Raw genomic sequence first — 22852 nt, 5'->3', positions numbered from 1 at the left:
AGTGGCTCAGTGCTTATAAGGATCGGCCGCGTCCCTGAGGCCGTCGCCGAAAAAGTTGAACGCCAGAATCACGATGATCACCGGAACGACCGGCAACATTAGCCAAGGGTAGATGGCGACGACATTGATGTTCTGAGCCTCATTCAGTAAAACCCCCCAGCTGGTGATCGGTGGTCTAAGCCCCAATCCAAGAAAGCTCAACGCCGTTTCACCCAGTATCATTGCCGGAATCGACAGTGTTGCCGATGCGATCAGATGGCTGAGTATGCCCGGCAGCAGGTGGCGTCTGATGACGCGCACAGGGCGCGCGCCCATCAGCTCGGCCGCCATGCAGTAGTCCTCTTCGCGAAGGGCCAGCAGTTTGGAGCGCACGGCCCTTGCCAAGCCGGTCCAGTCCAGCAGTGCGAGTATGATGGTGATCCCGAAGAACACCCAAATCGGGCTCCAGGTAACCGGCAGAACGGCCGATAGCGCCATCCATAGCGGCAGTTCCGGAAAGGAGCGAATCACTTCCGTGATGCGCTGAACCGATGAGTCGACCCAGCCTCCGTAGTATCCAGCGAAGCCACCGAGCGTTACACCCAGCACGAAACTGACCATGATGCCGATCAGGCCAATGGTCAGCGATATCCTCGCGCCATAGATGATACGGGACAACATATCCCGACCGAGCCTATCAGTACCCAGCATGAAAAGGGCTGCGTCGTCGGGCGCGCACACCAGATGACGGTCCGATTTCCAGATGCCCCAGAACTCATAAGGATCGCCTTGGCAGAAAAATGAAAGCGGATAGACACGACTGGTGTCCTCGGAATAGACACGCAGCAGCCTGTCCATATCCAGTTCGTACTCCCAGCCGTAGACGAAGGGGCCTACAAATTCTCCTTCATGAAACAGGTGGATTGGCTGCGGAGGTGAATAGATATAATCCGTGTGGCGTGTTTTCAGGGCATAGGGGGCCAGAAACTCCGCGACCAGAATGGACAGATACATCACGATCAGCAAAACGCCGCAGAACAGTGCCAGCCGGTGGCGTTTGAATACCCACCACATCAGACGCCACTGAGAGGCGAAGTACAGCCGCTCCTGTTCTGGCGTAATCTTCTCGACACTGTAAGGATCGAAAGGCTTGTCGGACACGAAGTGCCCAGTATCTGGCATGGTTTTCATTACATGCGCCCTCCTTCCAACCGTATCCGAGGATCAAGCAGCGCCAGCGCGATGTCGGAGACGAGTACCCCGATCACGGTCAAAAGTGCCAAAAACATCAGGAATGACCCCGCCAGATACATATCCTGGCTCTGAAGCGCGGAGATCAGAATAGGGCCGGTCGTCGGCAGGGAGAGCACGACGGCAACGATTTCAGCGCCGGATATGATGCTTGGCAACATGCTGCCCACGTCGGCGACGAAGAAGTTCAATGAGACCCTCAGGGGGTATTTCACCAACAGCCGGAACGGCGGTACACCCTTGGCACGTGCAGTCACTACATAAGGTTTATGCAGCTCATCAAGGAGGTTAGCGCGCAGGCGCCGTATCATGGCGGCAGTGCCGGATGTGCCGATAACGATAACCGGAATCCAGAGGTGCTGGAGGATGGACATCAGCTTGTCCCAACTCCATTGCGCGTCGAGATACTCTGGATCCATGAGCCCGCCTATCGAGATACCGAATGTCACATTGGCGAAGTAGAGCATCACAAGCGCAAGCAGGAAGTTGGGCGTTGCAAGCCCGAGAAAACCGAGCAGCGTGAGACCGTAGTCCCCCCAGCTGTATTGGTGGGTCGCGGTGTACATGCCGATGGGAAAAGCGATAAGCCAGGTAAACACGATCGTGAACAGCGATACGATCACGGTTAGAAAGAGTCTGTCGCCTACCACGTCGGTCACCGGCAGTCCGTACTCGAACGAGTAGCCGAAGTCCCCATGCAACATGCCTGTGGCCCAGGTCGTATATTGGATGAGGAACGGCTCATCTAGCCCATACTGGTGCCGCAGTGCGGCTATCTGAGCCGGGTCAACCGACTCGCCCTGACTTTCCAGTTCGGCGACATAGCTCTCGAGATAGTCACCGGGTGGAAGCTGAATAATCACGAAAATGATGAAACTGATGACAATCAGCGTGGGAATCATCAGTAACAAGCGACGCCCGATATAATACGCCATTATTTCTCTCCCACTGACGAGCGTGTAGCGTCCGGCTCAAGCCAGAACCGGTCAGGGCGGAAACGGCCGAAGAAGGCGTTGGGCTCCCAGTTCCACAAGGCTTTTTCGGGCACGTTGCGTAATCGTTTGTTGACGACAATCGGTTGCTTTACCTCGGTAACAGTACCGATGCTAAACACCTGGTCAGCGTTGATGCGCAGCATGTCGTCCCATATCGCCTGCTTTTCCTGCGTGTCGTTGGCGTGCCGCCACTGGTCGTAAAGATCAAGCAGCTGCTGGGCCTCAGGAAGCTCCGGTGGTGTCTCCTGTCCTGTTTCGTAGTGCTTGCCCCACTTGGGCCATTGCAGCTGCTGTTGCGAGGTCGGTGCCAGTTCTGCGGGGGTCATATTCGCTGTGGCAAGGCCATTCTCCAGTCCATACCATACCGACATCAGTGCATCCCCGGCGAAGATACGGTTACGGAAAATCTCGCGCTCGGTCGGTTTGACATGAAGCTTGATACCGGCGTCCATCCAACTGTCGCGGATAAGTTCCAGCACATCGGTTTCCTCGGTGCTTTCACCTGCACTCTGAATGATGATCTCAGCCGGGCGACCGTCACGCAGCAAGCGCACCCCTCGGGCGTCACGTTCGGTGAGGCCAAGCTCATCGAGCAGCCGATTGGCTTCATCAAGATTGAAGTGAGACCAAGCGCTGCGGTATTCAGGCTTATACAAGGGGGAGTCGGGAATCAGGGTATTGGCACCTTCAAGCGCAAGACCGAAGTAAATGACCTGATTGATTTCGTGTCGGTTTATGGCAAGGGACAGAGCACGGCGAAAACGCACATCCCGCAGCAGCGGGCGCCAGGTGTCATCATTGGCGTTGAGGTTTGGGTAGATGGCGACTCTGGATCCTCGTGAGCTGCTCCATAGCCTGACGTCGAAACTGCCCCGTTTAGCGGCTTCGCGCAGAAAGGTGTAGTTGCTCATCTCCAGATAACGGCCTTGCAGGTCGCTCTCTCCTGCGCCTGTTTTCGCCGGTATCAGTTTGCTGCTGGCAATATCGATATCCACTTCGTCCAGATAGGGCAGCTGCCGGCCTTGGCTGTCGATCCTGTGGTAATAGGGGTTGCGCTGAAATACAAAGTGCTCGGACGGTAGGGGGGTTGCAGGTATCCAAGGTTGCAGGGTCGGCAACTCAGGGTTATCGAACTTGTACTGATGGTCCTGACGTTGATGAAGCCCTGTCCACTCCTTTTTCTTGATCTTGGCTTCAATCACGCGTTGCGCGAGCAATTCGGGATCGGCGTATTTGGCATGAAACTGCTTTAAATAGTGTGCTGGCCTGTAGATATAGAGCGGGCTGGGGCCTGCCAGCGCAAGTAGAAATTCAGGATTGGGCGTAGGCCAGGTGTAGCGAACGGTGTATCGATCGAGCACCTCGAAAACAGGCGGATGGCCGTCGACAATCATGGCCGCGGGTGGTCCGAAGGGCGAGAGCTCCGGGTTCATCGCAATGTCGTCCCAGAAATAGCGAAAATCCTCGCTGGTAAACGGTGTGCCATCCGACCATCGGTGCCCCGGGCGCAGGTGGAAGGTAAAGCGCCTATTCTCGAATACGTCAAAGGAGTCGAGTATATCCGGCACAAGCTCCATGCGGTTGTTGAAGCCGATCAGTCGGGCATAGCCATATACAACAAGCTGTCGCACGTCTTTCCCGCTGCCCATGAGAAGCCGTATGCGCCCACCATACTCACCGGGAGACAGGTCGGGCTGGTTATCCAGAAGCGTGTCGACATAAGGCGTATCCGGTAGCCGTTGGTCGATCGGTGGTAATTCGCCGGATTCGACACTCGGGCGCAGCAGAGGCGGCTCGAGCAGGGGGCCAATTGCCGCCCGACTGGTTGAGGCACACAGTAGAATTGCAAGTAGCATTAAGCGGATGATCATCATGCTCCCATCTCCGCTTCAGCAACTCGCACCAAGTGAGCGTCGGCTATCTGCTTCCATTGCGTGTGTTGATCCAGTGCATGACCGAAAGGCGCTGGCCAGCAGGCCGGGTCGCTGTAATTGCTCTCGGTAATGAGCTTGAAGTCGAGCGTGCGGTCAAGGTCCGGATAGGGGATCGCGGCCATCAGCGCTTGGGTGTAGGGGTGGGCAGGCTGCCGCAAAATCTGCTCTCGATGCCCGACTTCAACCAGGCGGCCTCTGCACATCACACCAATGCGGTCGGCGATGTAGTCGACCACAGCAATATTGTGAGAGATAAAAATATAGGTTATCCCCAGCTCCTGTTGCAGGTCCTTCAACAGGTTGAGCACCTGAGCCTGTACCGAAACATCCAGTGCGGAGACGGGTTCATCCAGTATCAGAAGCTCAGGTTCGAGCGCCAAGGCTCTGGCTATGCTGACACGCTGGCGCTGTCCTCCCGATAGGCTGTGGGGGTACCGGTTGAGAAACCGTGAACTCAGGCCCACCAGTGCCAGCAGATCTTCCGCACGTTTGCGCTGTGTGGCCTCGTTGCCGAGGTTATGGATGATCATCGGTTCCCGCAAAATGTTCAAAATGGTCATGCGGGGGTTCAGGGCTCCATGAGGGTCCTGAAACACCATGCCGATATGTCGCCTGAAGGCGCGCAACGCCTCACCCTGCAGCGTGGACATGTCGAATTGGCTACCGCGGGCATTGTATGTAATCGACCCGGAATCGGGTTTGATCGCTCCCATCAGCAGCTTGCTGAGCGTAGTCTTGCCACACCCGCTCTCGCCGACGAGCCCAAAAGACTCGCCGACCGCGATATCGAGACTCAGATCCTGAACGGCCTTGGTTGTCTGTTTGGGTTCTCGGTTAAACCAGCTTTGCTTGCGGGCGGTGTAGCCTTTGCAAAGATTACGGATGCTCAGATGTGGCTCCGCTGATACCGCAGCTTTTTCGCGAGCGGGGGCGTCATGCCTGAACGGTTTGGACTCATGCTTAATCTCCCTAAGAGGCTTCAGACGCTCGCCCGGTTTCATATCGAAGTGAGGGACGGCGCTGAAAAGCCCCTTGAGATAGGGGTGCTGCGGTGTGCGGAAAAGCGCCTGGCTTGAACCGCTTTCCATCACTTCGCCGTGATACATCACGACCATCTCGTCTGCCATATTGGCAACAACGCCAAGATCGTGCGTAATCAACAGCACGGCCATCTCGAGCTTCGATTGCAGCGACTTGATCAGGTGAAGGATTTGAGCCTGGACCGTTACGTCAAGGGCGGTAGTCGGCTCATCGGCAATCAACAGCGATGGGTGGCAGATCAGTGCCATCGCAATCATGGCTCTTTGCCGTAATCCACCGGAGAGTTCGAACGGGTAGGCATTAAATGCCTGCTCGGGATGGGCGAATCCGGCCAGTTCGAGCATTTCGATGGTCAGTTTTTTCTCTTCCGACTTCGGTATGTCCCTGTGCAGGCGAATCGCCTCGGATATCTGGTTGCCAATGGAGTGCATCGGTGAAAGCGACACCATAGGCTCCTGAAAAATGATCGAGATCTGGTTGCCCCGGATATCGTGCATGTCGCGGCTTTTAGGCGAGAGCTGAGCGATGTCGACCGTCTGGCGGTTGGGGGGGGTAAAGAGTATCTGACCACCGGTGATACGGGCGTTTGTCGGCAGGATGCCGAGGATCGCCTGGGCCGTGACGGTTTTGCCGGAGCCGGACTCTCCGACCAGTGCCAAAGTCTGGCCAGGCCACAGGGTGAACGACACTCCTTTGACCGCAGGAATAGATGTACCGTGAAGGCTGAACTCGACCGCCAGGTCCTTTATATCCAGTAGAGGTTTAATAGCCTGCGCTCCCTTACCTGAAATGTATGCTGGTCAGTCGGTGTATGCAGCAGAACGGATCGGTGAGATCACTCCTTTAAGGAGCATCATAGAAGATCTGTCTCGTTTTCGCATCGCTCTGATGCGCACTTATTTTAGTGAGATCATGGTGCCGGCCAGCTATTATGGACAGTAGTACTCCCCATTTTTGAAGGAATAATCATGCGGGCATTTAGGCTATCGCTAATGTCAGGGATTTTGTACCTGATTGCATCCGGTATTGTGTTTGCTGACGACCGTAAAATCGAAGAGTTTTTTGGCAGCTACATCGGCCATGCGGAATCCTCTGAAGAGTTGGGGAGGGATATGAGCGTGACCATAGGTGGAATAGACGACAGCACCGATTATTTCGTCAAGTGGTCCACGGTCATACATAAATCTCACGATCGAACCAAGCGTGTGACCTACAACATCCGTTTTACCCAATCGAAACGCAAGTCCCTGCAGGTATCGGCCATGGCAAGGGATGTATTCGGCAAGCCGATTCCGCTCGATCCCCTGAAGGGAGACCCGCTTTTTTGGGCACGTATAAAAGGCGATACCCATACGGTCTACGCGATGATCATCACCGATGATGGCGGTTTTGACCTGCAAGTCTATAACCGTACGCTCACGGAAGATGGGTTATCGCTCGAGTTTATTCGACAGAATGACGACCAGTCGGTCAGGAAGATTCACGCCAATCTTATTCGCGTTTCGAACTAGGTAGTTGGCGGTGAAAAACATACGTGTCTCGGTGGCCCATCTGCTGGTCGCTCTTTTCGGGCTTTTGATTATCGTCGGCTTCAGTTCGCTCGGTTATGTCGCGGTCAGGGAGTCGCGGGCCAGTTTGATCGAGCAGCTAACACAGTTTGCCGACAGCTCGATGAACAACATAAACGGCAAGCTGGTCGATCGGCTGAGCCCTGTCGAGTACCAGCTGCGCTATCTGGCGCAAAAGGATGTGACGGAGGTTGTCGACTCCCGCGACTATCGCCGCCTGGGCCGGATGCTGAACAGCGCGCTGGCGGCAACGCCTCAGGTACTGGGGTTGGGTTTTATGGGGGCAGAGGGCGTTCTGACCTACTCCAACCGTGACAGCCGACAGGTCATGATCGGTGAGTGGCGCCAGCGCAGCATGAGCCAAATCCGGTACTACCTGCGTAATCCGCCGGAGGATCTCGTTTGGATGGAGCCTCAATGGAGCAGTTCGTTGGGGCGCAGCATCATACCGGCACTGATGCCGGTTTCATACGAGGGCAAGTTTCTAGGGCTGTTCATTGCCGTTATCGCCATTGATGACCTGTCGCAGTTTCTGGCCGACTTGCAGATGGAGTTTGACGGCGTGCCATTCGTGTTGCAGGACTACTCCTACAGAGTGATCGCCTATCCCGGAATGCTCGATCAAATGGAGGTCAAACTCAAACCCGGCCTTTATTTGCCGCAGATGGATGAGCTCAATGACCCGGTATTATCGGCACTGGCTAATGGGAAGGACGAGATATTCCATTTGATCAAATCGTCGGGGCTGGCCAGCCGGCAGGTGAGCGTTGATGGCGTGCAATATGTGGTGCTCTACCGAACGCTTTCCGGGGGGAGTCTGCCGGCATGGACCGTCGGAACCTATTTCAGCTGGGATGTGGTTTCCGACAGTATTCAAAGAGTCTATATGCTGTTGGCCGCCGCACTTGCGCTTCTCGTGACAATGTTGATTGGCGCTATCCTGCTGAGTCGGCGAGTGAGTCGCGCCGTTAACCGCATTGTGCTTGCCTTTGATCGCGTTGCACACGATGACGTATACCAAGTCCCTTTGCTGGCCGGCAGTCATATTACCGAGCTCGATAGAATCGCCTCGGCTTTCAATCTGATGATCAACTCACTGCGCGATTATCAAAGCGTGAAGAGTCAGTTTGTCCGATATGTTCCGGATCCCGTTGTGGAAAGCCTGCGCAAGAGTCGGGGGGTATTGGAGCCTCAGGAGGTCGAGGCTACGATCCTGTTTTGTGATCTGCAGGATTTCACGGCGTTGTCACAGCAGGTGGCACCCTCGGATATTGTGAAAATTCTTAACAGTTATTTCACGGTGGTTGCCGAATTACTTGAAGAGGCGGGAGGCGTGATTACTCAATTTCAGGGCGATGCGGTACTGGCCAGCTTCAATGTGCCTATCAGCCTGGAAAATCATGCCGAGCGCGCCGTCGAAGCGGCAAAGGCGATTATCGAGAGTGTCGATCGACAGACATTCAACGGACATTCATTGAACTGCCGGATCGGTATCTGTACCGGGCCTGTGATCGCCGGAGTGGTGGGCGCCAAAGCACGTGTCAACTACACGGTACACGGTGATACGGTAAATATGTCGGCCCGTCTGGAGCAGATGAACAAGGAGTATGGCACGCGAATACTGGTCGCGGAGTCTACGGCCTCTAGGGTGAGTTCGGTCGCAATGGAGTTTGTGGCCGAGTCTCAGATAAGGGGACGGGAAGGTGGCATCAAGCTGTACACCCTCAATAACTCTGCGTCTATTCCTAAGGCAAGTGCCGTGATTCAGGGCGCCGGCAATTCGGCGCCCTGAGTGACTGGCTTTTACTTGAAGTACTCAAGGGCAAGTTCGTAGCCTAACGTACCGAAACCTGCCATCACCGCTTCTGCTCTGGCGGACACAAACGAGTGATGACGGAACGCTTCACGCTTGTGCACGTTTGAAATATGCAACTCGACCACTGGGTTGTCGAACGCATTCAGCGCGTCAAGAATGGCCACGGATGTGTGCGTGTAGGCCGCCGGATTGATGATGATCCCATCCGCTTTTTCGCGCGCCTCGTGAATCTTTTCGACGATGGCACCTTCGTAGTTGCTTTGGAAAAATTCGATCGTCAAGTCGAGAGTGGCTGCCTTCTTGCGCATCCGCTCTTCCACGTCGGCAAGCGTTTCGTGGCCGTAAATTTCAGGCTGGCGCTTACCCAGTAGATTCAGGTTAGGGCCGTTCAAAACGTAGATCAGCTTGCTCAAGGCGCGTGCTCCTTATGGTCAAAACCCGAACAGACGTGGCAGGAATGTCACGGTTTGCGGGATAAACGTTATGATCGCCAATACTACCAGTTCTACTAGGAATAACGGGAGAATTCGGCGGGATATGGCCCCGATTCCGACATTGGCGATGGAGTTGGAGACAAACAGGCAGATGCCCATGGGCGGGGTGATCAGGCCGATCATCAGGTTGAAAATGACCACGATGCCGAAATGCACCGGATCGATACCCAGACTCATTGCGATGGGGTGCAGGATCGGCAGCAGGATCAACATGGCCGCAATCCCTTCCAGAAACAACCCGACAACAAGCAGGATGGCGTTGACCATCAGCAGGAACATCCAGGGGCTGGTGATCTGATCCAGAACCAGGGCGCTAACCTTCTGCGGTACCTGTGAGAAGGTCAACATCCAGTTGGCCAGTGATACCACCGCGATAATGATCAGTATCACCGACGAGTCGCGCATGGCGGTCACAAATATGCGTGGCAGTTGGCGAAGGTGCAGACTCTTGAGGACAAACATGCCCGCCAGTAATGCGTAACCGCCAGCGAGAGCCGCGGCCTCTGTGGGCGTGACGATACCGGTCAGAATAGAGCCGACGATGAATATCGGCATGAACAATGGCACCCAGGCGTCGGCCAGGGCCTTGAAACGCGCCTTCCAGGGCAGCGGCTCGTGCTGGGGCTCGAAGTGGGCGGCGAAGGTGCGTACGTATACCGAAAGGCCGATGGCGAGCAGAATGCCAGGCGCGACGCCGGCGAGGAATAATGCAGGAACCGAGACGCCGGAGGTGATCAGGGCATAGATGATGACCGGTATGCTCGGGGGAATCATCGGGCCGATGACCGACGAGGCCGCGGTGAGTGCCGCGGCAAAATCCCGTGGGTAGCCGCGTTTCTCCATCTCGGGAATGAAAATGCGGCCCAAAGCCGAGGTGTCGGCAACAGCCGATCCTGAAAGTCCCGCAAATATGACCGACGCCCAGATATTAACCTGCGCAAGTCCCGCGCGCATATGGCCCACACAGGCATTGGCGAAGGTAATGATGCGGCTGGTAATGCCGCTTTCGTTCATCAACTCGCCTGCCAGCACAAATAGCGGGATCGCCAGTATGGCGAATGAATCGAGACCGGCGAAGATGCGTTGGCTGATCAAACTGATGGGGAATGGGGTTTCAGTCAGGTGAGCCAGTACCGCCAGCAGAATGGCAAAGGCGATAGGACTGCCAATAACCAGCAGAATAAGAAGGATGATAAAACCTGTCATGCTTATACCTCTTCTTTACTCTGTTGGCGGCTGAAGTGGGACTGCAGTTGGAATAACGCGGCTATAAAAAGGCAGATGCCGCCGACTACCATGGCGGATTGGAACACGCTCATGGGCAGACCGGTTCCGGGAGCATCGATACCACCTCTTTTCAAAACAAACTGGTAGCCCGACCAAGCCAGCACGGCACCCGTGCCGAGTGCGATGACATCCAGTAGCAGGTTGAGCAGTCGCTTGACCGGGGCCGGTATCCCGTTCTCAAGAAGACCGAATTTGATATGGATATCGTCCAGGTAGCAGAGAACGGTTCCGAACATGGTGCCGTAGATCATTCCGTACTTGGCGACCTCTTCGCTCCATTGCAGAGGGGCATTAAATAGGTAGCGCATGAGGCTGCTGGTCAATACAACCGCAAAGACGACGAATAGAGAACTGCCCGTCGCGAGCGCAAGGAAGTTTTTATACAGAGGTTTCATTGGTCCACCCGGAAAGGACTTGACGAAAAATGCGCCGGGGGAGGACCGGCGCAGGGTGTATGACTGAGTATCAGTGGCTTGATGCGTCTTTTACCGCAGTAAGGGCCTTGTCGATCCAGTTCGGATCGATCTGGGTTTTGAGCCACTCGATAACGGCAGGCTGGGCGGCGGCCTGGAACTGGGCCTGCTGCTCGGAGGTCAGTGCGGTGATCTCCATGCCATTTTTGGCCAGTTCTCCCAGACCCTGAGCTGAATTCAGCTGCTGAATAGCGCGGCCGACTGTTCCGGCGACCTTGGCTGCACGCGACACAATTTCACGGTCCGTTTTGGACAAGCCCTGGTAGAAGTCGTCATTGATAACGAAGAAGTCTGTGCCATATACATGGCCATCAAGGGTGATGTACTTCTGGATTTCGTAGAATTTGTTGCTTGCAATAACGCTTACTGGGTTTTCCTGTCCATCGACTACGCCTGTGGAGAGCGCTGATGGTACTTCAGGCCAGGCGATCGGTGTCGGCTGACCACCCATTGCTTTCACCATTTCAACGAATAGCGGCACGGTCATCACGCGAATTTTCAGGCCATCCAGATCCTTGGGTTCTTGAATTGGATGCTTGGAGTTAGTGAAGTTGCGAAATCCTGTTTCACCGTACGCCAGCGTACGCAGTCCGGTCTTGTCCAGACAGTAATCGCTCAGCTCCTGTCCAAACTTACCGTCAAGCACCTCCCACGCAACTGGAGCGGAAGGGAACAGATAAGGGGTGTCGAGTACTGACGCTTCAGGGCACACCTTGCCGAACGCTCCGGAGACGAAAGCCATGGATAGGGTGCCGTCCTGTGCCGACTGCACAAGATCGGTTTCGCCGCCGAGCTGGCCGTTGGGGTAAACATTGACCTCTATTCGCCCGCCGGACTCGGCTTCGACCAGCTCCTTGAATACCTTCGCGGCGGCACCTTTTTTCGAGGTCTGCCACTCGGCGGGGTCTACATGACCCAGCGTGATCGTCAGATCAGCCGCCAGAGCCTGGGTTGTCATCAGACCGGCGGTAGCTGCGGTGGTAAGGGCTGCACACATTTTTTTTGTCGAGAGTTTCATGCTGTTTTCCTGATTTGCGGGCATGCGTCCGAAGAGGGGATCAGTACGTTTTTCCGCTTGTTATTGTCGTGGGACTCCTGAGCAACATCGCGCAATCAGCGCCATTCACATATTAGGAGGCGGATTTGCGAATTGTTGGAGGCTAACAGTAACATTGATCATGGTCAATAATAGAGGTGCAAATTAAAAATCTCCTATACTTTTTGATTTGGCATATAATGCACAGCATAAAGAGCCAGCGCCAGCTGTCTCGTTTGCACGTCGCACTCTAAGGCCGATTCTTTATTCATCGGCATATAGGGTCTATTAAGAGAGAAACGCCATATTGCTGGCATCTGGTCCAGATGTGGGCATCTCGGGAGAATATAAAATGATAAAACTTGGCCTGATCGGTTTGTCGATCGCACAATCTCGAGCCCCTTCGCTGCATATCATGCTGGGGGAGTTATACGGTCGACAGCTGAGTTACGAACTGCATGAGCCTCGGGATGCAAGCCCTGAAGCGTTCAGAGAGACACTTGATACCCTGCGGTCGCAAGGGTATAGCGGGTGCAACGTGACCTTTCCGTACAAGCAGATAGCGGTGAAGGAAGCGAACCACATTAATGAAGCCGTGCGTCTGGTCGGCTCAACCAATACCTTATCGCTCGGTGATGCTGTGGACGCTGCGAATACCGACTACACCGGTTTCATCAGGGGGTATCGTGGACGTCTGGGAGACATGCCAGCGGGTCGAGTGTTACTGATTGGGGCTGGTGGAGTCGGGCGTGCGGTTGCGTTCGGAGTATTCGAACTCGGTGCGACCGAAGTGCTCGTCTACGACCTGAATGAAGACGGTGCCAGAGCGCTTGCTGATGCGCTAAATGCATCAGGGTTTAAGGCGTCAATTGTGACGGCCGATGAGCTTGATGCGGCGGCCCGCTCCGCAGATGGGCTGGTGAACTGTACGCCAGTGGGGCATTACAAAACGCCGGGTAATCCGCTATCGCCAGCGCTATTTGGCGGTCAGAAGTGGGCCTTTGATGCGGTCTATACGCCGCTGGATACCGAGTTTCTGATAGAGGCGGATCGTGGTGGTTTGAAAGTTGTATCGGGTTTCGACCTTTTCATCTATCAGGGCATCGACGCTTTTGAAATATTCACTGGCATTGAGGTTGATGCCGGCAAGGCACTTGAGATGTTCAAACAAAAGTTTGAAATCAGCAGCAATCTGATCTGATGTGTCGCTAGTCTCCACCGAGCAGATTCCGATCTCGGGATATCTGTCAGCATTCCGGCTGTCGGTCTCTAGGTCGGTGGTGATATTTCTAGGGGGCGCAGCCCCCTTTTTTTGTTGTAGACGTGAAGTGTCCGGTTAAGGCGCTTTAGTAGGGTGATTAATGTAAAATCAGCCTATAAAAACAACGGTGTCGGTACTCGGTATGAATGATAATGTGGATCGAAAACTTGTTGGGCAGTCGTCCTATGAGCGGCTACGCAACGACATCATGCAGGGAAAGCTGATACCCGGACAGAAGCTCAAGTTAAACCTGTTGCGAGCCGATTACGGCGTCAGCGTCAATACATTGCGTGAGACACTGATGAGGCTTGTCTCTGATGGCTTTGTCGAGGTTGAGGGGCAAAAGGGCTTTCGGGTAAAACCGGTATCCATTGCCGATCTTGAGGAGCTGGTGGAGCTTCGAAAAACGCTTGAGGCGTTGGGCTTGCGAAAGTCATTCGCTAACCTAGGCGATAATATCGACTGGAAAGCGAAGTTGATCAGTGCCCATTACCGCCTCAGCTGCATGGAAAAGCTGATGATGGAAGATGAGGCTGCTCACGTACAGGAGTGGGAGAGGGCCGATCGTGACTTTCACATGGCGATCGTTTCGAACTGCGGATCCAAGCAGCTCATGCGTTACCACGCTTCAATACTGGAGCTTTCCATGCGTTATCAGTTACTGGCGTTGAGTAAGCGCCCCTTTCGTGGGGAAGCGGCAGCCGGTGAGCATCGAAAACTGCTTGATGCGTTGCTTACTGATGACGTGGAAGGTGCCGTCGCCATACTGACGGATCACATCGACAAGGGTACGCAAATACCCACCTTCTGACGACGCCGAGGGCGATGGAGGAGCGTAAGGCCGGGCACCTGTGTACCCGGCTTTTTTAATGGGCGTGAGCGGCTATCAGAGTACAACACCGAGCAGTAATGTCAGCGTCACGAATGACAGTGCTGTTGTCACCAGCAGAATGCTGGCACAGATGTTACGCATCCCGTAATTGCTTCCAATAATCGGGAATACACCCATCATCGGCATTGCTGAGAGAATCAGCACCGCGATCTCAAGCCGGTTATCGAAGTCTGGCCAGAACCATAGCAACAGCGCGATCAGAAGTGGGTGTACCAGCAGCTTGCCTGTTACCACCGAACCGATGGCTACTACATTCCCGCGTAATTGATTGCCTACAAGTGATGCGCCAATAACGAACAGAGCGGTGGCCGCTGATGCTCTTGAGAGCATGTCGAGACTTTGGACCAGTACGTCTGGAATTGGCAGCGCAAGAGCCGAAGCCAGCAAACCGGCGAATATGGACAGGATGATCGGGTTTCGGAACACGCGGGTAAATACTGATCGCCATACACCTATCAGACTATCATCCTGCTTGCGTGCGCCGTACTCGGTAATGAACAGGGCCAGCGGTAGGATCAGGATATTTTCCACCATCAACGCCATTGCGAACGCTTGGGTCAGAGGCGGATCAAAGACCTGTAGCAGAACGGGAAAGCCTATAAAGGCACTGTTTGGAATCGACATGCCGATCCCTTTCACACCGCTCTCAACCAGCGAATTTTTCAGCACCCAGCGCTGAAATGCGATGCCTCCTAGCAGGGCGGCCAAAGAACCAATACCGTATACCGCCAGAAAGTTAGGTTCGATAACGGCGCTGAACTCCATCCGTGACAGCGTACTGAACAGGAGCGCCGGAAGCGTGAAGTACAGTACGAAACGTCCCAGGCCGGGTATCACTTCCTGAGCCATTAGGCCGCTCTTGACCGCAGCGTATCCGATCGCGATCAGAATGAAGATCGGGGCGGTTATAGATAAAACGGCAAGCATCTACTCTCTCCATGGATGGCCGGCGCTTATGAAATCGTCGGGGCCTCACTATGCCATATCGTTCGAGCGCCGGCTCGGGGCAGTGTAAGGGGGGCCTATTCTTCCCTGTAAAAGAGGTACTGTGAAATAAGCTTTCCGCTTATCGTTATTCATAATCCGATTGTTCTAGAGCTATTAGTAATGCAATTAGATAATATCTATCAATTAACACACTAGAAAATTAAAAATATAGGGTATTTTGAACGTTGACCTTGGGTCTAGCACTTTGGTCAGCGCATATGTCCCTGCACTGCATATACTGAGAACAGCCATCGGGGCTGGATAGTGGGAGATAAGAATGAAGACAGCGATCGCTACCGTTACTCTTTCAGGGTCGTTGCCGGCGAAGCTTGAAGCCGCCGCTGCTGCGGGCTTTCAGGGAATAGAGATTTTTGAGAACGATCTCATTCAATATGACGGTTCGCCAGCCGATGTGCGCCGTCTGGCCGAAAGTCTGGGGCTTGAGATTATAGCGCTGCAGCCTTTCCGGGACATGGAGGGTATGCCAGAGCCTTACCGTAGTCAGAAGCTACGCTACATTCAACGCAAGTTCGAGCTGATGCATGCGCTGGGTACCAACCGTTTTCTGATGTGCAGTAACGTATCGCCTCATGCTAGCAGCGACCGCAACCAATGCGCGGCGGACCTGCATGAGATCGCTGAGATGGCGGCGAAAGAGGGGCTGCACGTCGGTTATGAAGCGCTGGCCTGGGGGCGTTACATCGCCGACTACGAAGATGCCTGGGACCTGATCAAGCGGGCCGACCATCCCAATCTGGGTATCAACCTGGATACCTTTCATATGTTCGCGCGCGGCAATACGCTGGATTGTCTGCGTGACGAGATAACGCTTGATAAGATCGCGCTGGTGCAGGTTGCCGATGCACCGATTATGCAGATGGATGTGTTGCAGTACAGCCGTCATTTTCGCTGTTTCCCCGGTCAGGGTGACCTGCCGGTGGTGGAGTTCGTGCAGTGTCTGAAGGATAAGGGGTTCGATGACTATCTGTCGCACGAGATCTTCAATGACGAGTTCCGCTCCTCTTCGCCCAAAGAGAAAGCGGTCGATGGCATGCGCTCATTGATCTGGCTTGACGAGCAGACCAGCAAACAGCCGAGTCTACCGGCTCCTGAGATTATGGATGTCGAGTTCGTGGAGTTTGCGATTGAAGGTGATAGCGGTGAAGAGTTGATGGGGATGCTCAAAGGGCTCGGCTTCCGGGAAACCCACCGTCACCGCTCCAAGGATGTCAGCCTCATGCGACAGGGCGACATCAATTTGATTCTCAATAAAGAGCCGGAAAGTCTGGCGCATGAGCACTACCAACTACACGGTGTTTCGGTGTGCGCACTGGCGCTTGCGACCAACGATCTCAAGTCAATGCTTGAGCGTGCCGAGCGCTATCATCTTCCACGTTTTGCCAATCAGGCGGGGCCTGGTGAGCTCAATATTCCCGCCGTCCGGGGGATCGGCGATAGCTTGGTGTATTTCGTGGAGAGAAGCGGCAAGTTCCGATTCTTTGACATCGATTTTGTGCCGGTAGAGGGCGAAAACGGAGGCTTGGGGCTTTCACGGATTGATCATGTCGGTCAGTCCGTATCCAATACCGATTTTCTATCCGCCTCGTTTTTTTACAAATCGCTGTTCGACTTTACTATTGAGCCTAGCCAGGACTTGCCCGATATCTACGGGCTGGTCGTTAGTCGCACCGCGGAGAGCCGTAACGGTCGGGTCAGAATTCCGATTAATATGAGTGAGGCGCGTCAGGCCTCGCCACAACGATTCATACAGCGTTCACGGGGTTCCGGCTTCCAACAGATCGCGTTCGAGTGTGAAGATATTTTTGCGGCAGCTGCCGGTATCGGTATGGGGCATATTTTGCCGATTCCCGAGAATTACTACAGCGACATCGGGGCGAAATTTTCTTTGCCTCAAGAGCAGCTTGAGCGGTTGCGTTCGTACAACATTCTATTTGATAGAAACGAAGAGGGCGGTGAGTTCTTCCATTTCTATACGGTGGAGACTCATGGAGTGTTCTTCGAGGTGGTCCAGCGCTCAGGTGGCTATAGCCGTTACGGTGAGGCAAACGCCCATATCCGATTTGCGGCACAAGCGCGGCAGAATGCATTGAAAGATGATGTCGACGAATTAAACTAAGCACACAATCAGGGGCCCGCTTCGGGCCCCTGGCTCTTCATCCCTGAAACACCTCTTTCAGATCGACCACGGAAATTCTGTCACTCAGTGCGCGCAACGCCACTTTATGTATGATCTCATCGACGCTGGTGCAGCAGTCCCCCACAACCGAAACGTGATAATGCCCGGCTAACGGCGAGAGGGCGGTATGAGTGATGCAGTTCTGAGTCATCATGCCGCAAATCAAAAGCTCGTTTATTCCACGCTCTGATAACTGTTGTTGCAAGTCAGTGTCGATAAAGCTGTCGGCATGAGATTTGGTGATGATAGTCGCATTCGGCACCTGCTTTAGAACTGTCGGATGAATCTGCACACCAGAAGTGCCTGGGTTAAAGAGCGGTGAAGGCCCTTTTGCGACGTGCTGAACCAATATCACGGTATCCCCAACCGCTTGTGCGTTGCGAATTGCATAGGTCACGTGGTCGAGAGTGGTTTCGCTGTTCCACAGCGGGTAATGTCCGTCGTGAAAATAGTCGTTTTGCAGATCGATTACGATGAGTGCGCGTCTGGATGTTGTGTTGGATGAAGGTGTCATAAGCCTGTCTCTTTGTTAGGGGGGAGTCATTATCCAGCCTACCAGTGTGTTGGAGCAGTGGCCCAAATGACATTAAACGAATATATTGGGCCATTTTGGGGTCGGTTCTTGAGATGTCAGATACCGTTCGGGTGGTCGTGGTCGCATTCAATCGCATCAGTGCATTCCATCTTTCAGTGCCGGGAGTGGTATTTGGTGAAATCCGTTCGGAGCCGACATGCTTCGAGCTTTGCGTCTGCTCGCCAGAGGGTCGGAGGCTTGATACGAATGCGGGATATGCGATTGTCGTCGACCATGGCCTTGAGGCGGTCGAGTCTGCTGACATCGTGATTGTGCCCAGTTGGCGGGATCCGGCCGAGTGTGCACCTCAGGAATTGTTGGATGCTCTAAACGCTGCCCACAAAAGAGGGGGTACGGTAGTCGGATTGTGCCTGGGCGCTTATGTGCTGGCTCAGGCGGGGTTGCTCGATGGCCGGCAAGCCACGACGCACTGGGCCTATTGTGAGGATTTCTCAAGGCAATATCCCGATGTCCAGCTAAATCCGGATGTGCTGTATATTGATGATGATCGTGTCGTTACATCGGCAGGTACGGCGGCCGGGATCGATTGCTGCCTGAATATGCTACGAGAACGCCAGGGTGCGGAGGTCGCAAACCAAGTCGCTCGCCGTCTGGTGGTTCCCCCTCATCGTCAAGGCGGTCAGGCTCAGTTTATAGAGCAGCCAGTGGCCGTGAAATCACACCGCTCGGGATTATCCGATCTGCTTGATTGGGTGCGCGCCAACCTGCATCAAAAACACACGCTGGATAGTTTGGCCCAAAGGGTTCATATGAGCCGGCGAACCTTTACGCGTGTATTCCAAAAGACGACGGGCAGCAGCGTTGGGCAATGGTTGTTGGCGGAGCGCCTGCAGCATTCGCAGCGCCTGCTTGAAAGCAGCGATCTGCCTGTTGAGCAGGTGGCGGAGCGGGTGGGCTTTGGGTCGGCTGTTGTGATGCGTCAGCACTTCAAAAAGGCGCTAGGCGTTGCACCCAATCAGTGGCGCCGGGCATTCAAGGGTGAGACCTGACGATCAGAGTGCCGTCGTCTATCTTCAGGCCTCGATAAGTCAGGGCTTGGATTACCTCATGCTGAGCGACTTACTCGCAGTTACCTCAGGGGGGCTTAGCGCTGTAGTCTGTTTAATATCCACTCGCGGGCGGTTACTGCATGCTGTATTGACTCAGATGGCGGCAGCGATAGGTATTTGTCGTTGTAGACATCGAAGACGAAGTCGCCGGTGTAGCCCTTGTCGGTACAGTATTGGACCAGATCGCAGATACTGCTGCCGTGGCTGCCCTCGCCGGGGTATAAACGATGGTGTCGTGCGATGTCGATCTGATCTTCAACCAGTGGCACGGATGTCATGGCAAAGTCGGAAAGCTGGACGAGGCTGATGGCTGAGGCCGGGATATGATCGAGCTTCTCCGGTCGATGTGTCTGTGCCAGAAGCTGATAGCTGTCGATTACCAGACCGAGGTTGGATGTATCTGCACGTTGCACCAAATCCCATGCAGCCGCATACGTATTGACACTGGGGGACCAGGATAAGGGCTTGAACCCTATTCTTACCCCTTTGGGCGTTGCGAGCGTGGCAAGCGCACGTAGGTCGGAGGCGATTTTGTCGATATCGTGCTTAACGTGCACCGAAGTGGCTGGCGTCACAATCAGCAGCTTGCTGCCCAGCTTATGCATTAGCTGAATGTAGGACTTTGCCAGCTCCATCTTGTAGGCCAGTATCCGGCCGGAATGACCACCGAAGTCTTTAATCTCTTGCAGTGCGCTGATCTGGATGCCGCTGTCTTTAAGCCTGGTGACGGATCCCGATACGCCTCCCTCGGAACCGGACAGGTCAAGAGCGCCAAGCTCAACTGAGCGGAAACCGGCTGTTTTGATTGCATTGAGTTTCTCTTCCAGCGTTCCGGTCAGGCTCAAAGTGCTGATGGCAAAATTGAGGGTTGTCATAGGTATATCTCCTGACGGGCTTTAGCGTGCAATGAAAATGCGAATGAACTGGTCTGAGAGTGGCAGGACCACCTCATATTTGCCGCTTTGGTCATCGACTTCTCTCAAGCTGACGCTTTGCTCTTCGAGATGACGTTTAAGAGCCGACAGATCGTTAGCTACAAAGGTTATGGAGTCGATGCGCTCATCTGCTGAGCCTGGACGGTCGGCGGTTTCAAGAAGCAGGTTCGTGCGGCCATCAATCTGTATGAGGTTGTCGCGCGTCACTTTGAAGCCGAACAGGTTACGGAAGAAATCGCGCCATGGGGCTTCGCGCTCTAGCTCCACAGTCAGAGAAAGGGCCCCGACGTGACTCAACAGGGTGGTTTCGTCCTGCTGATCGGACAGCGTCTTGAAATCGATGTCATAGATGCTGATGTCACCTGCATAACGGTCTATCAGGTATATCTGGGTGCCGCCAATTGACTCGATGGCGGGAATATTCAGCTCCATCGCCCCGGCTGATGTGGCAGCTTCCCAGGCGCCGCGACCGATCAGGTTCTGATAAGCCGTTGTTGCGTTAGGGGTGCGTAATCCCAGTGCGCAGATAGAGGTGCCATGGGCTGTGGTGTATTCGGCAGCAAAGCTGTCGGGGGTGGAGTTGATGATCAGGTTTATGTCGCCTTGCTGGTACAAGGTAACCGACTTGCTTCTATGCCGGGCCGTAGCCTGGAACCCCATAGAACACAGCAGGCGGTCGAGTTCTTGTGGAGAAGCGGTCGCTATCTCGACAAACTCCAGCCCTTCGAATACTGGCGCTTTTGCACTGTTGAAGCGTTCGAAATTGTGTTCTGGCATGGCGCCTCTCCATCTGAGTCGTTGTTGCAGGTCGCTCTCAGTATAGGTGAGAGTTTAAGTCGAAATACTCACAAATATGTCTTACATTGTAAATTACGTACTATCTAATTGGATAGATATTATTTAGTGATGGTAAGGGGCAAGAGTGGGTCTATGGTATGATTTCGCCTGTTACGGGATGAGAGTTTTCTTCCCACGTCAGTGCAGGCCAGGCAACGAGATAGCACAGAATGACAACCCCGGATGACAACAGCACATATCAGCAACTGCGTAATGACATCCTTGACGGTTCGATAGAACCGGCGAGCAAACTGTCCATTGCGCATCTTAGCAGTCGTTACAATTCGAGCGCTGCCCCAGTGCGGGAGGCGCTTTCGCGTTTGGCCGCCGAGGGGCTCGTGACTCGAAAGGGACAGCGCGGCTACTGGGCTGCCCCTGTCTCAGTCGATGAGTTTGTCGATGTGGCGCGTTTACGCGAGATGCTTGAGGTTGATGCCTTCCGTCAGTCTATCCAGCATGGCGATCTTGATTGGGAAGCCAATATCGCCGGTGCCCGACATCGTGAGCTTGCAGTCAGGAAACAGGCGGAAGGGCACTACAGTGAGTACGCCGGTGAACTGATAAGAGAGAACCGACGTTTCCATATGGCTTTGATATCCGGATGCCCGTCTATTTGGCAGTTGCGCTTTATCTCAACCCTCTACGATCAGTCTGAGCGTTTCCGCCGTCTATCGCTGATCAGCCTGGCCGATACGCGTCCCGCCTCTGGTGATGAACATGGCGCGATTATGGAGGCAGCCTTTCGAAGAGATGAAAAGGAAGCCTGTGCACTGTTGAAAACGCATATCGAGCACTCGAACCAGCGTGTGATCGATACGCTATTCCCTCAGCAGCGTTGAGGCTCAATCTCCTGAGGGTGACGCGTTCAGGTGTGTCGTTTGTGTGCCAGGGGCTCAAGATAGTCGGTAAGGCCGGGCAAGGCCGAGAGTTTATCGGCGCATGACAGCAGTAAGGGAAGGTATTGCGTCATCTTCTCTTCGGTCAGTCGCGCGCTAGGGCCTCCAATGCTAAGTATGGCAACGGCCGTGCCGTCCATTGGTGTGCGTACAACGGCGGTGATGGCTGACATGCCCGGTGACGACATGTTTATCGCTTTGCCGTAACCGCGCTTGCGGGTCAGCTTTATCTGTTCCAGCACTTCGCTGAAGTTGCGTGGGCAGTCAGGACCGTGCAACTCCGGTTCCATAGGCCCCTGTGCTGCTATCAGGCGTATCGCTTCGTCATCATCGAATTGTGCCAGCCACGCAAACCCTGTCGCTGTGCAGTACAGAGGGGCTTCGTCACCGGACTCCGGGTCGTAGCGCAGCGCACCCGTCGCTCCCTGAGCTTTGAGCATGAAGACAGGCCGACCATTATCGATCACGGCCAGCCTTACCAACTCCTGACAGGATTTCGCCAGTCGGTCGAGCAGAGGTTGGGGGGCTTCGACAAGTCCGCAGTTAGCCAGCAGTTGTATACCGATATCGGCCAGACGGTAGGTTAGGCGATATTGTCCGTTATCAGCTCCCTGCTCGACGTAGCCGAGCTCGATCATCTCGCCGAGCATTCTGTGGGCTCCGCTCTTGGGCATGTTGGCGCTGTCCGCAAGTGCTTGCAGGCCAAGACCTCTGGGTGTTTCGGCCAGAAGCTCGATGATATGGAGCGCGCGAGGCAGCAGGCTGGAAGCCATGATGATCTCTGTCGTATGAAATTTCAGATTGGAACGAAGTTCATATTGGAACTTCTTTTGGGAGAACTCGCAAGCCGCGAAATCGCAGCTTGCGAGGATCGTAAAGCGCAGGCCGAGCGTAGTGCTCGGTCGGCCTGCATCGATCAGCCACCGGTTTTCTTGCGTTTGAATATCTTCATCAACGGCGTCTGGCTGACAAACACCAGGGTGATGATCGAGAACAGCACGATCGACAGCGGGCTGGAGAACAGCTGGCCGAAGAACTCGCCCAGATCCCCGCGCTCGGAGATGATCGCCCGACGCCAGTTCTCATCCACCAGTCGGCTCAGGATCACGCCGAGGATCACAGGCCCCACCTGGTAGCCGTACAGCTTCATGAAGTAGCCCAGCACACCGAAGCCCAGCATCCACCAGATATCCGCCACCGAGTTGTTGATCGCGTAGGCACCGACGATCGACAGCAGGAAGATCAGCGGGATCAGGATCCCTTTCGGGCACTCGACGATGCGGGCGAACAGCTTGATACCGGTGAGGCCGAAGATCAGCACGAAGATAT

At 54.5% G+C, this 22852-nt stretch carries 21 protein-coding genes; 7 read left to right on the top strand and 14 right to left on the bottom strand.

Going from position 1 to position 22852, the window contains the following annotated elements:
• Window positions 1-6: 6 nt before the first annotated feature.
• Genes ADIMK_RS17415 through ADIMK_RS17400 form a run of 4 tightly spaced genes read right to left on the bottom strand, consistent with a single transcriptional unit; the run spans window position 7 to window position 5940 of the window.
• The gene (locus ADIMK_RS17415; RefSeq protein ID WP_036190891.1) at window positions 7-1170 is read right to left on the bottom strand and encodes an ABC transporter permease; all 1164 of its coding nucleotides are present in this window, start codon (window positions 1168-1170) and stop codon (window positions 7-9) included.
• Window positions 1170-2165, bottom strand: coding sequence for an ABC transporter permease (locus ADIMK_RS17410; protein WP_036190890.1), 996 nt, complete (start codon window positions 2163-2165; stop codon window positions 1170-1172). Before ADIMK_RS17410 ends, ADIMK_RS17415 begins: the two co-directional genes overlap by 1 nt.
• Window positions 2165-4099, bottom strand: a complete 1935-nt coding sequence (locus ADIMK_RS17405; protein WP_051693070.1) for an ABC transporter substrate-binding protein — start codon at window positions 4097-4099, stop codon at window positions 2165-2167. The genes ADIMK_RS17410 and ADIMK_RS17405 overlap by 1 nt, the downstream gene beginning before the upstream one ends.
• Window positions 4096-5940: a dipeptide ABC transporter ATP-binding protein gene (locus ADIMK_RS17400; protein WP_255344308.1), complete on the bottom strand. Its 1845-nt coding sequence runs from the start codon at window positions 5938-5940 to the stop codon at window positions 4096-4098. Before ADIMK_RS17400 ends, ADIMK_RS17405 begins: the two co-directional genes overlap by 4 nt.
• A 252-nt stretch (window positions 5941-6192) precedes the next feature.
• Here ADIMK_RS17400 and ADIMK_RS17395 point away from each other — a divergent pair, with 252 nt between their 5' ends.
• Entirely contained in the window at window positions 6193-6711 is a 519-nt protein-coding gene (locus ADIMK_RS17395) for a hypothetical protein (protein ID WP_051693069.1), read from the top strand.
• Between the two features lie 10 nt (window positions 6712-6721).
• Entirely contained in the window at window positions 6722-8560 is a 1839-nt protein-coding gene (locus ADIMK_RS17390; RefSeq protein WP_036190886.1) for an adenylate/guanylate cyclase domain-containing protein, read from the top strand.
• An 11-nt stretch (window positions 8561-8571) separates the two neighbouring features.
• Here the strand turns inward: ADIMK_RS17390 and aroQ are convergent, their stop codons facing one another.
• From aroQ to ADIMK_RS17370, 4 genes are all read right to left on the bottom strand, one after another.
• Window positions 8572-8997 (bottom strand): type II 3-dehydroquinate dehydratase, encoded by a 426-nt coding sequence (gene aroQ, locus ADIMK_RS17385; RefSeq protein ID WP_036190884.1) that lies wholly within the window; start codon window positions 8995-8997, stop codon window positions 8572-8574.
• A gap of 18 nt (window positions 8998-9015) precedes the next feature.
• The gene (locus ADIMK_RS17380; protein ID WP_036190883.1) at window positions 9016-10284 is read right to left on the bottom strand and encodes a TRAP transporter large permease; all 1269 of its coding nucleotides are present in this window, start codon (window positions 10282-10284) and stop codon (window positions 9016-9018) included.
• A 2-nt stretch (window positions 10285-10286) separates the two neighbouring features.
• Window positions 10287-10760, bottom strand: a complete 474-nt coding sequence (locus ADIMK_RS17375; protein ID WP_036190882.1) for a TRAP transporter small permease — start codon at window positions 10758-10760, stop codon at window positions 10287-10289.
• A gap of 70 nt (window positions 10761-10830) precedes the next feature.
• Window positions 10831-11856: a DctP family TRAP transporter solute-binding subunit gene (locus ADIMK_RS17370; protein ID WP_036190881.1), complete on the bottom strand. Its 1026-nt coding sequence runs from the start codon at window positions 11854-11856 to the stop codon at window positions 10831-10833.
• 370 nt (window positions 11857-12226) lie between these two features.
• On the opposite strand from ADIMK_RS17370, the gene ADIMK_RS17365 reads away from it, so the two are divergent.
• Window positions 12227-13075 (top strand): shikimate dehydrogenase family protein, encoded by an 849-nt coding sequence (locus tag ADIMK_RS17365; protein WP_036190879.1) that lies wholly within the window; start codon window positions 12227-12229, stop codon window positions 13073-13075.
• 202 nt (window positions 13076-13277) lie between these two features.
• Window positions 13278-13946: a GntR family transcriptional regulator gene (locus ADIMK_RS17360; protein ID WP_036190878.1), complete on the top strand. Its 669-nt coding sequence runs from the start codon at window positions 13278-13280 to the stop codon at window positions 13944-13946.
• A 75-nt stretch (window positions 13947-14021) separates the two neighbouring features.
• Here ADIMK_RS17360 and ADIMK_RS17355 read toward each other — a convergent pair whose 3' ends face one another.
• The gene (locus ADIMK_RS17355; RefSeq protein ID WP_036190876.1) at window positions 14022-14954 is read right to left on the bottom strand and encodes an AEC family transporter; all 933 of its coding nucleotides are present in this window, start codon (window positions 14952-14954) and stop codon (window positions 14022-14024) included.
• Window positions 14955-15291: 337 nt separating this feature from the next.
• Here ADIMK_RS17355 and ADIMK_RS17350 point away from each other — a divergent pair, with 337 nt between their 5' ends.
• Window positions 15292-17151 carry a bifunctional sugar phosphate isomerase/epimerase/4-hydroxyphenylpyruvate dioxygenase family protein gene (locus ADIMK_RS17350; protein ID WP_036190875.1) on the top strand — a complete coding sequence of 620 codons (1860 nt, stop codon included), beginning with the start codon at window positions 15292-15294 and terminating at the stop codon, window positions 17149-17151.
• Window positions 17152-17188: 37 nt separating this feature from the next.
• On the opposite strand, the gene ADIMK_RS17345 is transcribed toward ADIMK_RS17350, so the two are convergent.
• A complete protein-coding gene (locus ADIMK_RS17345; RefSeq protein ID WP_036190874.1) occupies window positions 17189-17725 on the bottom strand; it encodes a cysteine hydrolase family protein in 537 nt (178 codons plus the stop codon).
• 113 nt (window positions 17726-17838) lie between these two features.
• Between ADIMK_RS17345 and ADIMK_RS17340 the strand changes: the two genes are divergently transcribed.
• A complete protein-coding gene (locus tag ADIMK_RS17340; RefSeq protein WP_036190873.1) occupies window positions 17839-18795 on the top strand; it encodes a GlxA family transcriptional regulator in 957 nt (318 codons plus the stop codon).
• 95 nt (window positions 18796-18890) lie between these two features.
• Here the strand turns inward: ADIMK_RS17340 and ADIMK_RS17335 are convergent, their stop codons facing one another.
• Window positions 18891-19730 (bottom strand): sugar phosphate isomerase/epimerase family protein, encoded by an 840-nt coding sequence (locus ADIMK_RS17335; RefSeq protein WP_036190871.1) that lies wholly within the window; start codon window positions 19728-19730, stop codon window positions 18891-18893.
• Between the two features lie 21 nt (window positions 19731-19751).
• Window positions 19752-20567 (bottom strand): VOC family protein, encoded by an 816-nt coding sequence (locus ADIMK_RS21480; protein WP_051693068.1) that lies wholly within the window; start codon window positions 20565-20567, stop codon window positions 19752-19754.
• 230 nt (window positions 20568-20797) lie between these two features.
• On the opposite strand from ADIMK_RS21480, the gene ADIMK_RS17325 reads away from it, so the two are divergent.
• Complete coding sequence (locus tag ADIMK_RS17325) at window positions 20798-21466, top strand: GntR family transcriptional regulator (protein WP_051693067.1); 669 nt, start codon at window positions 20798-20800, stop codon at window positions 21464-21466.
• A gap of 26 nt (window positions 21467-21492) precedes the next feature.
• On the opposite strand, the gene ADIMK_RS17320 is transcribed toward ADIMK_RS17325, so the two are convergent.
• Complete coding sequence (locus ADIMK_RS17320) at window positions 21493-22296, bottom strand: IclR family transcriptional regulator (protein ID WP_036190869.1); 804 nt, start codon at window positions 22294-22296, stop codon at window positions 21493-21495.
• Window positions 22297-22439: 143 nt separating this feature from the next.
• Window positions 22440-22852, bottom strand: a 413-nt coding sequence (locus ADIMK_RS17315; RefSeq protein WP_036190867.1) for a tripartite tricarboxylate transporter permease, incomplete at its 5' end; no start/stop codon positions are given.

Source organism: Marinobacterium lacunae (genome assembly GCF_000705555.1).
Lineage (GTDB): Bacteria > Pseudomonadota > Gammaproteobacteria > Pseudomonadales > Balneatricaceae > Marinobacterium_D > Marinobacterium_D lacunae.
This window is presented reverse-complemented; position numbering and strand designations above follow the sequence as displayed.

Bases quoted from the DNA above. Each gene is read 5' to 3' on its own strand.
- ADIMK_RS17415 (WP_036190891.1), bottom strand. From the start codon at position 1,170: ATGAAAACCATGCCAGATACTGGGCACTTCGTGTCCGACAAGCCTTTC.
- ADIMK_RS17410 (WP_036190890.1), bottom strand. From the start codon at position 2,165: ATGGCGTATTATATCGGGCGTCGCTTGTTACTGATGATTCCCACGCTG.
- ADIMK_RS17405 (WP_051693070.1), bottom strand. From the start codon at position 4,099: ATGATGATCATCCGCTTAATGCTACTTGCAATTCTACTGTGTGCCTCA.
- ADIMK_RS17395 (WP_051693069.1), top strand. From the start codon at position 6,193: ATGTCAGGGATTTTGTACCTGATTGCATCCGGTATTGTGTTTGCTGAC.
- ADIMK_RS17380 (WP_036190883.1), bottom strand. From the start codon at position 10,284: ATGACAGGTTTTATCATCCTTCTTATTCTGCTGGTTATTGGCAGTCCT.
- ADIMK_RS17375 (WP_036190882.1), bottom strand. From the start codon at position 10,760: ATGAAACCTCTGTATAAAAACTTCCTTGCGCTCGCGACGGGCAGTTCT.
- ADIMK_RS17370 (WP_036190881.1), bottom strand. From the start codon at position 11,856: ATGAAACTCTCGACAAAAAAAATGTGTGCAGCCCTTACCACCGCAGCT.
- ADIMK_RS17365 (WP_036190879.1), top strand. From the start codon at position 12,227: ATGATAAAACTTGGCCTGATCGGTTTGTCGATCGCACAATCTCGAGCC.
- ADIMK_RS17360 (WP_036190878.1), top strand. From the start codon at position 13,278: ATGAATGATAATGTGGATCGAAAACTTGTTGGGCAGTCGTCCTATGAG.
- ADIMK_RS17355 (WP_036190876.1), bottom strand. From the start codon at position 14,954: ATGCTTGCCGTTTTATCTATAACCGCCCCGATCTTCATTCTGATCGCG.
- ADIMK_RS17350 (WP_036190875.1), top strand. From the start codon at position 15,292: ATGAAGACAGCGATCGCTACCGTTACTCTTTCAGGGTCGTTGCCGGCG.
- ADIMK_RS17345 (WP_036190874.1), bottom strand. From the start codon at position 17,725: ATGACACCTTCATCCAACACAACATCCAGACGCGCACTCATCGTAATC.
- ADIMK_RS17340 (WP_036190873.1), top strand. From the start codon at position 17,839: ATGTCAGATACCGTTCGGGTGGTCGTGGTCGCATTCAATCGCATCAGT.
- ADIMK_RS17335 (WP_036190871.1), bottom strand. From the start codon at position 19,730: ATGACAACCCTCAATTTTGCCATCAGCACTTTGAGCCTGACCGGAACG.
- ADIMK_RS21480 (WP_051693068.1), bottom strand. From the start codon at position 20,567: ATGCCAGAACACAATTTCGAACGCTTCAACAGTGCAAAAGCGCCAGTA.
- ADIMK_RS17325 (WP_051693067.1), top strand. From the start codon at position 20,798: ATGACAACCCCGGATGACAACAGCACATATCAGCAACTGCGTAATGAC.
- ADIMK_RS17320 (WP_036190869.1), bottom strand. From the start codon at position 22,296: ATGGCTTCCAGCCTGCTGCCTCGCGCGCTCCATATCATCGAGCTTCTG.